This is a genomic window from Acidovorax sp. LjRoot204 (assembly GCF_056175785.1).
The window spans coordinates 33,269-46,454 of record NZ_JBGFFF010000018.1 but is presented as its reverse complement, the minus strand read 5'-3'; the positions used below and the strand labels follow the sequence as shown (position 1 = coordinate 46,454).

The following is a 13,186-nucleotide window of genomic DNA, read 5'->3' as shown; positions in this document are numbered from 1 at the left end:
CAGCGCGGTAGGCGTCGTCACTGAAGTTGGCGGCATCCCCTGCCCCCGACTCCACCGTGACAGTGAAGCCCAGCTTGATCAGCTTCTCCACCACATCGGGCACGGTGGCCACGCGCTTTTCACCGGGAAAGATTTCCCTTGGCACGCCGATACGCTGCGGCTGCGGGACGGGGCTTGTCTGCATCAGAGGTCTCCTCGAGTTTCGTAATCGTTATGCAAGGCCGCCAGGCAGGGGAGGACTGGCGCGCTAGGGTTTGGATGTGGGCGCAGGGAACGGGAAGGGCGGAATGGCCAGGTGGCCGTCCACCATGCCGGAGCTCAGGCGCACGGCCTGGGCCAGGTCACGCCCCCATTGCAGCGCGGGTCTTCCCGCCACAAGGAACTCCTCGTTATTGCGCGTAGCCGGACGCAACAGCCGCTGGTCCACCAAGGCATCGATCTTCACCCAGGCACCCGCCTCCGTCACGTAGCGATAGCTCAGATAGGTATAGGGCTGGGTCAGAGTGATCTGGCGGGTGCTGAGCCACTCGACAAGGTCCGGCCGGTTCTTGTCCAGCCACTGGGAACTGCTTCCCCACCGCTTGAGGCGCAGACAGTCTGCGCGCACGGGGCTGCCTGCAGCGCCATCCTCCACGGTGACGTCCTGCTGGGTGGGGCAATAACCGATGCCCTGCGGAGAACCACTCAGGTCTCCTGCGCGGTTGGTCTGCACGCGCAACACGGCCAGCCAGTCTCCCTGCGCATTCCGCAAGCCCACATCGCGGGTCTGGAGCGCAATACGTCCTCCGGAGCCTGCAATGGCTTCCTCGGAGGTACCCAGGTCCTGCCAGGCCCCCGGCGGCAGTACAAGGCGGGCACGCCCGACTGGATATTCGGACTTGGGAGGAACGGTCAGGGGCGCGCACGCCACCGTGAACACCGTCACAGCCAACACAGGCAACAGCCGCCGGAACTTTGAAATGGTCAGAGTCATAGAGAAAGGTTCATACGAATTCGCCTTCAATCATCCCACGGCACCCAAGTCCGTCCCTCGACGGCTTCTGCCATGCAACAACCAACTCGGTGTAGCTGGTGAAAAATGTGTTGAAAGCGCCCTGGTATCGGACACTTCTTGCGGCGCTGCCGGTGGGCAAGCTGACCACGAGCTTACATGAAGAAAATCTTGTCGCTGTCGCCTTTGTCTGCAGTAGAGGGAACTCCCCAGTCTCCCCCCGCAAACAGGCAAAAAAAAAGCCTGGCAGCACAAAGCAGCCAGGCTGGGCAGCGGCCCCGCAGGGCCTGGTGCCAACGATCAGTTCACCACTTGGGCCAGCGCACCCGAGGCGTACTGGGCGGCCACGGCCTGCAGGCTCAGGCCCTTGATCTTGCTGCCCTGGCCATCGCAGCCGAACTCCAGGTAACGCTGCTTGCACACCTGCTTGGCCGCTTCGCGAGCGGGCTTGAGCCATTCGCGGGCGTCGAACTTGTCGGGGTTTTCAAACAGGAACTTGCGCACCGCGCCCGTCATCGCCAGGCGGATGTCGGTGTCGATGTTGATCTTGCGCACGCCGTGCTTGATGGCTTCCTGGATTTCCTCGACGGGCACGCCGTAGGTTTCCTTCATCTTGCCGCCGTACTGGTTGATGATGGCCAGCAACTCGGCAGGCACCGACGAGGAGCCATGCATTACCAGGTGGGTGTTGGGGATGCGCTGGTGGATTTCCTTCACGCGGCTGATGGCCAGGATGTCGCCCGTGGGCTTGCGGCTGAACTTGTAGGCGCCATGGCTGGTGCCGATGGCGATGGCCAGGGCGTCCAACTGTGTGGCCTTCACAAACACGGCGGCTTCTTCGGGATCGGTCAGCATCTGGCTGTGGTCGAGCTTGCCGACGGCACCAATGCCGTCTTCTTCGCCCGCGTCCCCGGTTTCGAGGTTGCCCAGGCAGCCCAGTTCGCCTTCGACCGTAACGCCCACCTTGTGCGCCATGTCCACCACCTTGCGCGTCACTTCAACGTTGTAGTCGAAGGACGAAGGGGTCTTGCCGTCTTCCATCAGCGAGCCGTCCATCATCACCGAGCCAAAGCCCAGGTCGATGGCACCCTGGCAAATCTTGGGCGAGGTGCCGTGGTCCTGGTGCATCACCAGCGGGATGTGGGGGAAGGCCTCGACCGCCGCCTGGATCAGGTGCTTGATGAAGGGTTCGCCCGCGTACTTGCGCGCGCCAGCGCTGGCCTGCAGGATGACGGGAGCGCCCACTTCGTCCGCAGCAGCCATCACGGCCTGCACCTGCTCCAGGTTGTTGACGTTGAAGGCAGGGATGCCATAGCTGTTGGCAGCGGCATGGTCGAGCAGTTCGCGCATCGAAACGAGGGGCATGGTCGTGGGGTCCGTGGTGGGTTGATGAAGGAGGGGGCGAGGCGCTATAGCGCCCGGCAATGCGGTGGTAACCGCTTGGTAACTCGCAATTTTAACCGGGGGCCGACACGGAGGGCGATGGCAAATCCAACCGGTAGCAGGTGGTAAAGGGCGCCGGTGCAGGGGCTGCGCCAAAGTGCCCCCCGTGAATGTCCGCCACGCGGCGCAGGATTTCGTGCCCCAGATGCAGGCTGTCCACCGGCACCGCCGCCGCACGGCCCGGTGCGCCGCCGGCCTGCGGGCGCGCCCCGTCATCACACACCTGTAGCCACACGCCACCAGCGTCCGCCATGCCCAACTGGACGGCGATCTGGGTGCCTTCGGGCGTGTGCTTGAGCGCGTTTTCCACCAGATTGCGCACTGCGATGTCCAGCAACACCGCATGGCCGGGCACGGTGAGCGCGGGCGGGGCCGACAGGGCCAGGTCGTCGCCGCGTTTCCACGCCGCCTGGGCATAGTCGGCGCACACCGACCGCGCCAGTGCGCTCAGGTCCACGGGCGCCTTGGCTTCGTGCAGCTCGGCCCGGCTGGCGCGGGCCAGGGCCAGCAGCTGGTTGAGAACGTGACCCGCACGCAGAGCATCCTGGCCGATGCGCGCCAGCGACTGGGCCCGGGCCTCTTCCGTCAGCTCCCCCGCCAGGGCGCTGGCCTGCAGCGCGATGGAGGACAGCGGGGTGCGCAATTCGTGGGCCACCTCATTGGCCAGGCGGCGCTCGCGCACCATGGCGACCTGCTGGCGGTCCAGCAAGGTATTGATCGATGCCACGACCGACTCGAACTCGTTCCAGGCATGGCGCGATGCCAGTCGCTGGGTACTGGTCGGGTCCAGCGCTGCCACGTCGGCCGACAGCGCGTACAAAGGCCGCAAGCCGCGCCACAGCGCGAGCCCCAGAGCCAGAGACACCACAGGCAGCAACCACAGACCGGGCTCGATGAGCTGTCCGGCAATGTCATCCGCCAGCTCGTCCCGCTCGCGCAGCTCAAGCATCACCATGATCTTGCGGGTGCGCTCCGCATCCCATTGCGAGAAGCTGCGCCAGGCCACCTTGTCCGGGCCCAGCGTGAGGTCGGCAAACCCCTCGGCATCGCTGAAAGGCGGCTCGGGCACCGAACCCGTGAGGGATAGCACCCGCCCCTGCGCATCCCACTGCACCACGCTGATGGTCTGCTGGTAGTCGTGCGACTTGAGCCAGGGCGTGGGGGTGCGCTCGGTACGCTGCGGGCCTTGCATCGCCTCGGTGGCCCGCAGGTTGAGCAGCAGCGCGGCCACGCTGGCCAGGTGCCCGTCGGTCAGCTCGTCGGCCTCATGCACACCGGTCTGGTAGCCAATGAAGACGAAGCTGCCCCAGACAATGGCCAGTGCCCCCAGGGACCACAGCAACAGTTGCCGGGTCAGCGATGGGCGACGCGCTGGCGCCGGGCGAGGAGCGGTGGGTGCGTTCACGGGGGTTTCTCCTGCGGCATGAAGTAACCCACCCCGCGCATGGTCTGGATACAGGCACTGCCCAGCTTGCGGCGCAAGTGGTGGATGTGGACCTCGACCGCATTGCTCTCCACAGCGGCATCCCAGCTGTACAGGCGTTCCTCGATCTGCTGGCGCGACAGCACCCGACCCCGCGCCTCCAGCAGCACCAACAACACGGAAAACTCGCGCGGAGACATTTCCACGGGTTTGCCTTGCTGGCGCACCGTGCGGGTCGCTGGATCCAGCTCGATATCGCCCAGACGAATGGTGGGCGACGTCCGTCCCGCCGCGCGCCGCAGTAGCGCCCGCAAACGCGCGTCCAACTCATCCACATCAAAGGGTTTGGTCAAGTAGTCATCGGCGCCCTGGTCCAGCCCAGCGATGCGCTGGTGCACCTGGTCACGCGCCGTGACGATGAGGACCGGCGTAGCGGGGTCCGGCAGAGCTGCCGATGCAGCCCCGGTGGCGGGCGGGCTCAGGCGCAGACGCCGTAGCAGTTCGCTACCGTCACCGTCCACCAACCCCAGGTCCAGCAGCACAGCGTCAAAACGCTCGGCGCGCAGGGCACTCCAGGCACTGGCGACGCCGTCACTGACATCCACCGCATAGCCGCGTTGCTGCAGATTGCTGCGCAGGCCACTGGCTATGCCCGCATCGTCTTCGACCACGAGTATTCGCATGCAGGCATTGTCGCAGCCCATCGGACAGGGGCCGGACAAGGGCGGCACCGGCTTTAAGACGGCGTTAAGTACGCCCGCCTATCTTCCGGCACATGCAGCCTTCGCCCGTCGCGCCCTCCATCGCGCCCATCACACCCCACGCCCCCTCTCACCGCCACACGCTGCTTTTCTGGACCCTGGGCGCTCTGGCCTGTGTGGTGGCCTGGGATGCCGCAGGGCAGGACCTGGCGTTTGCGCAGGTGTTTGGATCGTCCAACGGGTTTCCGATGCGGGACCAGTGGTTTTTTGTGCAGGTGCTGCATGAAGGCGCCCGCCGTCTGGGCTGGCTGCTGGTGCTCCTGCTGGCGCTGAGCGTGTGGTGGCCGCGCGGCTTTCTGCGCAAGCTGGACGCCAGCGAGCGCCTGCAGATGGCCGTGAGCGCCCTGCTCTCGCTGGCCGTGGTCAGCATCACCAAGAACCTCAGCGCCACCAGTTGCCCGTGGGACCTCGCACAATTTGGCGGCGTGGCGCGCCATGTGTCGCACTGGGCGCTGGGCGTGCTCGATGGCGGTAGCGGCCGCTGTTTTCCGGCGGGCCATGCGTCGGCGGGATTCGCCTTTTTGGGAGGCTACTTCGCATTGCGCCACAAGGTACCGTCGGCCGCACGCTGGTGGTTGGCGGGTGCGTTGCTGGCGGGATTCGTGTTGGGTGCAGCCCAGCAGGTGCGGGGCGCCCATTTCATGAGCCACACACTGTGGACGGGCTGGCTGTGCTGGGTCACCGGCTGGCTTTGCGACCTGGCGGCCACGGCTCTGCGTCCACGCTTCCCGCATTTCGCCAGCACCACCACGCCACCGGACAGCTCCCATGCTTGAACTCGATCTGGTCCTGTTTCAGGCCCTCAATGCCGACGCCGCGACCTTGCCTGCCGTGGTGACGGTGGCACGGTGGGTGTCACAGCAACTACCCACCGCCATGGGCGGCCTGCTACTCGGCAGCTTTGTGCTGGGCAACGCAGCGCAGCGGCGCGCCCTGGCACTGGCGCTCGCGTCCATGGCCCTGGCGTGGGTAGGAGTACAGATGTTGCGACTGGCGGTGCCGGCGCCGCGGCCTGCGCAGCTGGGCATTGGCGTCCAGTGGATCGAGCACGCCGCGCGCGCAGGCTTTCCCAGCATGCATGTGGCGGGAGCCGCCGCGCTGGCGGCCAGTCTCGCCCTGCGGCCGGTCCGCGGGCTGACCTGGCTGGCCGCGGCGGTCACAGCCGCCATGGTGTGGAGCCGCGTCTGCCTGGGAGTGCACTTCCCGTCTGATGTGCTGGCGGGCCTGGTCACCGGTGGTCTGGCAGCGGCGGCCATCCACGCACTGGCCGCGCGCGCACCGCGCTGGCAAGCAGCCCTGCAGCACAAGTCGCCACAAGGCAACGCGCACTGACCGCCGCCCAGCGCCGCCGGACTCTTGCCCGGGACGCGGCCCCGCAGCGGTGAGGGTACAACCCCTCGATCGGTCAGCTGGCCACGCAGATCTTCAGCATGTTCGTGCCGCCGGGTGCGCCCATGGGCTCACCGCAGGTGATGGCGTACACGTCCCCCTTTTGCACGATGTTGCGGCTCTTGAGGTGGCGCTCTGCCTGATCCAGCGCGGTGTCGCGGTCGGCACTGGTGTCCATCAGCAAAGGGCGCACGTTGCGGTACATGGCCATCTTGCGTTGCGTGGCCACCTTGGGGGTCAGCGCATAAATGGGAATGCGGATGCTGTGCCGGCTCATCCACAGTGCCGTCGCGCCACTGTCGGTCATGGCGACAATGGCCTTGGCGCCCAGGTGGTGGGCGGTAAACAACGCGCCCATGGCAATGGACTGGTCGATGCGGCCAAAGGTCTGGCCGGTGAAGTCGGCATCGAGCTGGTGGTCTTCCGCCGCTTCGGCCGCTGCGCAGATGGTGGCCATCTCTTCCACGGTCTCGAGCGGGTAGCGGCCTGCGGCCGTCTCGGCACTCAGCATCACGGCGTCCGTGCCATCCAGCACGGCGTTGGCCACATCACTCACCTCGGCACGCGTGGGCACGGGGTTGGTGATCATGCTTTCCATCATCTGCGTGGCGGTGATCACGACCTTGTCCAGCTCGCGCGCCATGCGGATCATCTTCTTTTGCAGCGCGGGCACGGCCGCGTTGCCGACTTCTACCGCCAGGTCGCCACGCGCCACCATGATGCCGTCAGAGACGCGCAAGATGGCCTCCAGGTGCGGGATGGCCTCGGCGCGCTCGATCTTGGCGATCAGGCCCGGCTTGTGGCGGTACTCGGACGCGGCCACGTTGCACAGCTGGCGCGCCATCTCCATGTCGGTCGCGTTCTTGGGAAAGCTCACCGCTACATAGTCGGCCTGGAAGCTCATGGCCGTGCGGATGTCTTCCATGTCCTTGGCCGTCAAGGCCGGTGCCGTAAGGCCGCCGCCCTTCTTGTTGATGCCCTTGTTGTTCGACAGCTCGCCGCCCACCTTGACGGTGGTGTGTACTTCTTCGCCCCGCACCGCATCCACGGTGAGCACGATCAGGCCATCGTTGAGCAGCAACAGGTCGCCCGCCTTCACGTCGCGCGGCAGCTCCTTGTAGTCCAGCCCCACGCCTTCGATGTCGCCCAGCTCGGTGCGCGAGGCGTCGAGCACGAATTTGGCACCCGATTCCAGCTGCACCTTGCCCTCGGCAAACTTGCCCACGCGGATCTTGGGGCCCTGCAGGTCGGCCATGATGGCCACCTCGCGGCCTGCGCGCTGGGCGGCGGCACGCACCGTGGCGGCGCGATCGATGTGGTCCTGCGCCTTGCCGTGGCTGAAGTTCAGCCGCACCACGTTCACCCCCGCTCGGATCATCGCCTCCAGCAGCGCCGGGTCGCTCGATGCAGGACCCAGGGTGGCAACAATCTTGGTGGCGCGGCGGGTAGGCATGGACATGTCTCTTTTCTCTCGGTCGTTGGGGATGTAATCGAGTTTCAATTCTCACACGAAGCGGTTACATGCGAGTTACCCCGTGCAGCGGCACCGTGACTCGGCCTCTCAGAGCAGCGGAGATGACAGCAGATGTGCCAGCACGTGCGCAATGACCGCGGCCTCCAGGCCGTGGCGCGCATAGAGCCAGCCCGCCACCAGACCAAAGGCCGTGTTGCCCACCAGCACGAACACCACCACGGACACGGTCAACACTCCGGCCAACGCCTGCGCAGCAGGCAGATGCCCCACGGCAAACAACACAGCGCTCAATAGCACCGCCACAGCCACCAGCCCCTTGCCAGGTCTGCCCTGACCACGCTGCAACAGGCGCCAGCCCAGCCACAGCAGCAGGGTCATCACACCCCAGCGCACCAGCAGCTCTTCAGTAATGCCGCCGTACAGTAGCTTGACCACCAGCGGCATCGCACTGGCAGGATCGGAGGGCTGGAGCGCCGTGGGCGCCAGCCGGGACAGCGCCCACAGCCACGCTGCGCCCGCCACACCGCCCACGATGCCGGGCAGCAGTTGGGCCCCCAGTGCAGGCCCTGCGGGTCGGCCGGTCAACCAGGCAGACACGGCGGGCGCCTGCAGACCCACGCGGGGCGACAGCCACACCCCCAGCGCCACGGCCAGCGTCAAGAGCACCGACGTCTGCAACCCGCTGAGCAAAAGCACAACCTCTGGCGGCAGCGGCAGCAGGGCTGCGTTTGCCTTCAAGGTGGGCAGCAGCGTCCAGACCACCGCCACCACGCCGGGCATGCCCAGCAGCCACAGCGCACCGCCCAGCCGCCACTTGCCGGGTTGCGCCGGAGCGCGCGCCGCGTCTGCCCCGGCAGTGTTGTCCACGGCCCTGGTTTTGCCCACGCTCAGGCGCGCATCAGCGCTTCGATCTCGTCGGCCTTCACCGGGACACCGCGCGTGATCAGCTCACAACCCGTCTCGGTGACGATGGCGTCATCTTCGATGCGGATGCCGATGTTGTGGAACTGCTCGGGCACGCCGTCGGCGGGGCGCACGTAGATGCCGGGCTCGATGGTCAGCACCATGCCGGGCCGCAGGATGCGGCTGGGGCGATTGGTGATCGTTTCGCCCGAGAGCGGGTCTTTGCGTTCGCTGGTCTGGCCCACCTCGCCGGGCTCCACATAGCTGCCGCAGTCGTGCACGTCCATGCCCAGCCAGTGGCTGGTGCGGTGCATGTAGAACTGGAAGTAGGCGCGCTTGTCGATCACGTCCTGCGCGGTGCCCACCTTGTTCTTGTCGAGCAGGCCCAGGTCCAGCATGCCCTGCGCCAGCACGGCCACCGTGGCGTCGTGCGGGTCGTTGAAGCGGGCACCCGCCTTGGTGGCAGCCACGGCCGCGTCCTGGCTGGCCAGCACCAGGTCGTACAGCGCGCGCTGCGGGCCCGTGAACTTGCCGTTGGCGGGAAAGGTACGGGTGATGTCGCTGGCGTAGCTGTCCAGCTCGCAGCCCGCGTCGATCAGCACCAGCTCGCCATCGCGCACCGGGGCTGCATCGGCGCGGTAGTGCAGCACGCAGGCGTTGGCACCGGCGGCCACGATGGAGCTGTAGGCCGGGTACTGCGAGCCCGCGTCGCGGAACGCATGCAGCAGCTCGGCATCCAGGTGGTATTCACGCACATCCTCCCCGGCGCGCAGCATGCGGGCCGAGCGCTGCATGGCGCGGATGTGGGCCTGCGCACTGATGGCGCTGGCACGGCGCATGATGTCCTGCTCATGCGCGTCCTTGAACAGGCGCATCTCGTCGAGCAGCGTGCACAAATCGTTCTGCTCGGCAGGGCAGATGGCGCCGTAGCGCACACGCCCCCGCACCACATTGAGCCAGCCCTCCACGCGCGCGGCCAGACCGCTGTGCGTGGCAAACGGATACCAGACGCAGGCCGTGTTTTCGAGCAGGCGCGGCAGTTTGCTGTCCAGTTCGGCCATCGAATGCGCGGCGTCCACGCCCAAGGCCGCCGGCGCAGCAGCCGGCCCCAGGCGGTAGCCGTCCCAGATCTCACGCTCCAGGTCCTTGGGCTGGCAGAACAGCGTACTGCGGCCATCGTGCGCCAGCACCAGGCAGGCGCCAGGCTCGGTAAAGCCTGTCAGGTAGTAGAAGTAGCTGTCGTGGCGGAACAGAAAGTCGCTGTCCCGGTTGCGCGGGCGCTCCAGCGCCGTAGGAATGATGGCAATGCCCCCGGGGCCCAACTGGGCAGCAAGGCGCGCACGGCGCTGGGCATAGACGGAGGCAGGCACAGTGGTGTTCATGGCGCGTCGTGAGAATAGGAATTGAGTTCGGCCAGCCGCTCTGGCGTGCCCACATCGGTCCAGCGGCCGGTGTAGAGCTGCGCACTGACGCGGCCATTGTCCATCGCCCGGCGCAGCAGCGGCGCCAGCGGGGCTTTGATGCCGCCCGGATTGCCCGGCGGAATGTCACACCAGGGTGCTGCAAACAGCTCGGCGCGCAGCAGGGCGATGGTGCTGTAGGTGTAACGCGGTGCGGCGTCGTCGGCGGGTAGATTCAGCGCCAGGCCGTCGGCCGACAGGCCAAAGTCGCCACGCGGGTTGTGGGTGGGGTTGGGCGCCAGCCACAGGTGGGCCAGATGGTCGCTGGCCTCGAAGGCCGCCACCGCTGCGCTGTCGAACACGAAATCGGGCGCAAACACATCGCCTGCGGCCAGCCAGAACACCGGGCCGAGCTGCGGCAATGCACGGGCGATACCGCCAGCGGTTTCCAGGGCGCCACCAAAGTCCACCCCTTCGTGGGAGTATGAAATTGATAGCTGCTCAGGCATATTTTTCCTGCGCTTGGAGGCAAAAATGCTAGAAAAATGCGCGCTGATCTGCCCACCCAGCCATGCGGTGTTGATCACCGCCCTCTCAACACCCGCATCCAGCAAGGCCTGCAGGTGCCACTGCAGCAGCGGCTGGCCCTGCACCAGAAGCAGCGGCTTGGGCGTGGTGTCGGTCAGGGGGCGCATGCGTTCGCCCCGGCCGGCGGCCAGCAGCAGGGCTGGCACCTGGTGGTGAACAGGACTCATGCAGCCACCCCGCTCAACACACCCCGGTGCAGCGCGTGGCGATCCACGGCCGTGGGCTGGAACAAGGCCAGCAGCGCGTCCATCAGCGCATGTGCCTTGGCCGAATGGTCGGCGCCGAAGTTGCACACATACACATCCAGCGTCACCGCGCATTGCTCGGGCCAGGTGTGCACACAAAGGTGCGACTCCGCTAGCAAAACAGTAGCTGTCACCCCACCAGGGCCATGCGCTGTGGCCGGAAATTCATGAAACAACTGCCCCACGGCCTGCAGCCCGGCGGCGCGCACCGCATCGGTACAGGCCCGGCCCAGGGCGGTGGCGTCCAGCAGCCAGGCACTGGCGCAGCGGCAGCCCTGGAGATCGGCAGTGAGGTGCAGTCCTTGCATGGCCCGCACTGTAGTGCATTGACGCCCTGCGCCCTGCGCGCTGCTGGCCGATTCAGGCGGGTGAAAGCCGCGCCGGTAAAATGCCGGGTTTCCCCTGAACCTCCCACCCTGAACCACTCCCCCATGGCCAACACCCAGCAATCCCAACAGATGGCAAATGCGATCCGCGCATTGGCCATGGACGCCGTTCAACAAGCCAACTCCGGCCACCCCGGCGCCCCCATGGGCATGGCCGACATGGCCGTGGGCCTGTGGGCTCGCCACCTCAAGCACAACCCCATCAACCCCCAGTGGTTTGACCGCGACCGGTTTGTGCTGTCCAACGGCCACGGCTCGATGCTGCTGTACGCATTGCTGCACCTCACCGGCTACGACCTGCCCATCGGCGAGCTGAAGAACTTCCGCCAGTTGCACAGCAAGACCGCCGGCCACCCCGAAGTGGGCATCACCCCCGGCGTGGAAACCACCACAGGCCCGCTGGGCCAGGGCATCACCAATGCCGTGGGCTTTGCGCTGGCCGAAAAGCTGCTGGCTGCCGAGTTCAACCGCGAAGGCCACGCCGTGGTGGACCACCACACCTACGCCTTCCTGGGCGATGGCTGCCTGATGGAAGGCATCAGCCACGAAGCCGTGTCGCTGGCCGGCGCCTGGAAGCTCAACAAGTTGATCGCCCTGTACGACGACAACGGCATCAGCATCGACGGTCAGGTCGCTCCCTGGTTTGCCGACAACACCCCCCTGCGCTTCGTGGCCAGCGGCTGGAACGTGATCGGGCCGATTGATGGCCACGATGCCGACAAGGTGGCCGCAGCCATCGTCGAAGCCAAGAAGCAGACCGAGCGCCCCACGCTCATCGTGTGCAAGACACACATCGGCAAGGGCAGCCCCAACCGCGTGAACACCGCCAAGGCCCACGGCGAGCCCCTGGGCGCCGAAGAAATCAAGCTCACGCGCGAAGCACTGGGCTGGACCAGCGAGCCCTTCGTGATCCCCGAAGATGTTTACGCCGGCTGGGACGCCAAGGCCGCTGGCGCTGCCGCTGAAGCCACCTGGAACGAACGGTTTGCCGCCTACAGCAAGGCTTTCCCCGAGCTGGCTGCCGAATACACCCGCCGCATGCAGGGCGACCTCCCCGCCAACTTTGCGCAAGTGGCCGTGGACACCGTGGTGGCAGCGCACACCAAGGGCGAGACTGTGGCCAGCCGCAAGGCCAGCCAGCTGGCGCTGGAAGCCTTCACCGCTGCGCTGCCCGAACTGCTGGGCGGCAGCGCCGACTTGACAGGCTCCAACCTCACCAACACCAAGAGCACACCCAATCTGCGCTTTGACATGCAGGGCAACGTGGTGCAGACCGCGCTCGAAAACGGCCAAAAGATCGGTGGCCGCCACATCAACTACGGCGTGCGCGAATTCGGCATGGCCGCCATCATGAACGGCGTGGCGCTGCACGGCGGCTTCATCCCCTACGGCGGCACCTTCCTCACGTTCAGCGACTACAGCCGCAACGCCATCCGCATGGCTGCGCTGATGAAGCAACGCGTGATCCACGTGTTCACGCACGACTCCATCGGCCTGGGCGAAGACGGCCCCACGCACCAGTCCATCGAGCACGTGGCCAGCCTGCGCCTGATTCCCAACCTGGATGTCTGGCGCCCCGCCGACACGGCAGAAACCGCTGTGGCGTGGAGCGTGGCCCTGTCCAACCGCAACAAGCCCACCGCGCTGGCCCTGTCGCGCCAGAACCTGCCCTACGCGCCCAAGCGCGACCTGGGCGACATCTCGCGCGGCGCCTACGTGCTGAGCGAGCCTGCCGACGTGGGCCTCAAGAAGAAGCCCGTGGCCGTGATCATTGCCACCGGCTCTGAAGTGCAGCTGGCACTGAAGGCCCAGCGCCTGCTGGCCGACAAGAAGATCGGCGTTCGCGTGGTCTCCATGCCCAGCACGACCACCTTCGACCGCGAAGATGCCAAGTACAAGAGCAGTGTGCTGCCTGCGGGCGTGCCGCGCGTGGCCGTGGAAATGGGCGTGACCGACGGCTGGTGGAAGTACGGCTGCGCCGCCGTGGTGGGCATCGACACCTACGGCGAATCGGCCCCCGCGCCTGTGCTGTTCAAGCACTTCGGCTTCACCGAAGAGAACGTGGCCGACGCAGTGCTGGTGGCCATCGGCGCAGCCCGCCTGAAGCCCGCCAAGAAGGCCCGGTAAAACGCCCTTTGCCCGCTGCGCACCGCTGCCAGCGGGCGCGCGGCGGCCAATTCATG

The 13,186-nt window shown here is 66.6% G+C and carries 12 protein-coding genes and 1 pseudogene; 3 read left to right on the top strand and 10 right to left on the bottom strand.

The features are described from left to right. From pntA to AC04MI_RS05980, 5 genes and pseudogenes are all read right to left on the bottom strand, one after another. Positions 1–184, bottom strand: a pseudogene (gene pntA / locus AC04MI_RS06000) (Re/Si-specific NAD(P)(+) transhydrogenase subunit alpha); the annotation flags it as partial. Between the two features lie 63 nt (positions 185–247). Further along, positions 248–973, bottom strand: coding sequence for a hypothetical protein (locus tag AC04MI_RS05995; protein ID WP_436076838.1), 726 nt, complete (start codon positions 971–973; stop codon positions 248–250). A 318-nt stretch (positions 974–1,291) separates the two neighbouring features. Then, positions 1,292–2,356 carry a class II fructose-bisphosphate aldolase gene (fba, locus tag AC04MI_RS05990; RefSeq protein WP_436076837.1) on the bottom strand — a complete coding sequence of 355 codons (1,065 nt, stop codon included), beginning with the start codon at positions 2,354–2,356 and terminating at the stop codon, positions 1,292–1,294. A gap of 91 nt (positions 2,357–2,447) precedes the next feature. Next, on the bottom strand, positions 2,448–3,839 hold the full coding sequence (locus AC04MI_RS05985; RefSeq protein WP_288850790.1) for a histidine kinase dimerization/phospho-acceptor domain-containing protein: 1,392 nt from the start codon (positions 3,837–3,839) through the stop codon (positions 2,448–2,450). Beyond that, a complete protein-coding gene (locus AC04MI_RS05980; RefSeq protein ID WP_056068151.1) occupies positions 3,836–4,540 on the bottom strand; it encodes a response regulator in 705 nt (234 codons plus the stop codon). The genes AC04MI_RS05985 and AC04MI_RS05980 overlap by 4 nt, the downstream gene beginning before the upstream one ends. Positions 4,541–4,632: 92 nt before the next feature. Here AC04MI_RS05980 and AC04MI_RS05975 point away from each other — a divergent pair, with 92 nt between their 5' ends. After that, positions 4,633–5,394: a phosphatase PAP2 family protein gene (locus tag AC04MI_RS05975; protein ID WP_436076836.1), complete on the top strand. Its 762-nt coding sequence runs from the start codon at positions 4,633–4,635 to the stop codon at positions 5,392–5,394. Next, positions 5,387–5,950 (top strand): phosphatase PAP2 family protein, encoded by a 564-nt coding sequence (locus tag AC04MI_RS05970; protein ID WP_436076835.1) that lies wholly within the window; start codon positions 5,387–5,389, stop codon positions 5,948–5,950. The genes AC04MI_RS05975 and AC04MI_RS05970 overlap by 8 nt, the downstream gene beginning before the upstream one ends. A gap of 73 nt (positions 5,951–6,023) precedes the next feature. On the opposite strand, the gene pyk is transcribed toward AC04MI_RS05970, so the two are convergent. The 5 genes from pyk to speD all read right to left on the bottom strand — a co-directional run bounded on the left by pyk (position 6,024) and on the right by speD (position 10,925). Beyond that, the gene (gene pyk, locus AC04MI_RS05965; RefSeq protein ID WP_056743254.1) at positions 6,024–7,460 is read right to left on the bottom strand and encodes a pyruvate kinase; all 1,437 of its coding nucleotides are present in this window, start codon (positions 7,458–7,460) and stop codon (positions 6,024–6,026) included. Between the two features lie 108 nt (positions 7,461–7,568). Continuing rightward, positions 7,569–8,348 carry a CPBP family glutamic-type intramembrane protease gene (locus tag AC04MI_RS05960; protein ID WP_436076834.1) on the bottom strand — a complete coding sequence of 260 codons (780 nt, stop codon included), beginning with the start codon at positions 8,346–8,348 and terminating at the stop codon, positions 7,569–7,571. Between the two features lie 20 nt (positions 8,349–8,368). Then, positions 8,369–9,766 (bottom strand): aminopeptidase P N-terminal domain-containing protein, encoded by a 1,398-nt coding sequence (locus tag AC04MI_RS05955; protein ID WP_436076833.1) that lies wholly within the window; start codon positions 9,764–9,766, stop codon positions 8,369–8,371. Further along, positions 9,763–10,539 carry a nucleotidyltransferase family protein gene (locus AC04MI_RS05950; protein ID WP_436076832.1) on the bottom strand — a complete coding sequence of 259 codons (777 nt, stop codon included), beginning with the start codon at positions 10,537–10,539 and terminating at the stop codon, positions 9,763–9,765. The genes AC04MI_RS05955 and AC04MI_RS05950 overlap by 4 nt, the downstream gene beginning before the upstream one ends. Then, positions 10,536–10,925 carry an adenosylmethionine decarboxylase gene (gene speD / locus AC04MI_RS05945; RefSeq protein ID WP_436076831.1) on the bottom strand — a complete coding sequence of 130 codons (390 nt, stop codon included), beginning with the start codon at positions 10,923–10,925 and terminating at the stop codon, positions 10,536–10,538. The genes AC04MI_RS05950 and speD overlap by 4 nt, the downstream gene beginning before the upstream one ends. 123 nt (positions 10,926–11,048) lie before the next feature. Here speD and tkt point away from each other — a divergent pair, with 123 nt between their 5' ends. Beyond that, on the top strand, positions 11,049–13,130 hold the full coding sequence (tkt, locus tag AC04MI_RS05940; protein ID WP_436076830.1) for a transketolase: 2,082 nt from the start codon (positions 11,049–11,051) through the stop codon (positions 13,128–13,130). Positions 13,131–13,186: the final 56 nt, after the last annotated feature.

Coding starts and splice junctions, on each gene's coding strand:
- AC04MI_RS05950 (WP_436076832.1), bottom strand. CDS start 10,539: ATGAGTCCTGTTCACCACCAGGTGCCAGCCCTGCTGCTGGCCGCCGGC.
- AC04MI_RS05955 (WP_436076833.1), bottom strand. CDS start 9,766: ATGAACACCACTGTGCCTGCCTCCGTCTATGCCCAGCGCCGTGCGCGC.
- AC04MI_RS05975 (WP_436076836.1), top strand. CDS start 4,633: ATGCAGCCTTCGCCCGTCGCGCCCTCCATCGCGCCCATCACACCCCAC.
- pyk (WP_056743254.1), bottom strand. CDS start 7,460: ATGCCTACCCGCCGCGCCACCAAGATTGTTGCCACCCTGGGTCCTGCA.
- tkt (WP_436076830.1), top strand. CDS start 11,049: ATGGCCAACACCCAGCAATCCCAACAGATGGCAAATGCGATCCGCGCA.
- AC04MI_RS05970 (WP_436076835.1), top strand. CDS start 5,387: ATGCTTGAACTCGATCTGGTCCTGTTTCAGGCCCTCAATGCCGACGCC.
- AC04MI_RS05980 (WP_056068151.1), bottom strand. CDS start 4,540: ATGCGAATACTCGTGGTCGAAGACGATGCGGGCATAGCCAGTGGCCTG.
- speD (WP_436076831.1), bottom strand. CDS start 10,925: ATGCAAGGACTGCACCTCACTGCCGATCTCCAGGGCTGCCGCTGCGCC.
- AC04MI_RS05995 (WP_436076838.1), bottom strand. CDS start 973: ATGACTCTGACCATTTCAAAGTTCCGGCGGCTGTTGCCTGTGTTGGCT.
- fba (WP_436076837.1), bottom strand. CDS start 2,356: ATGCCCCTCGTTTCGATGCGCGAACTGCTCGACCATGCCGCTGCCAAC.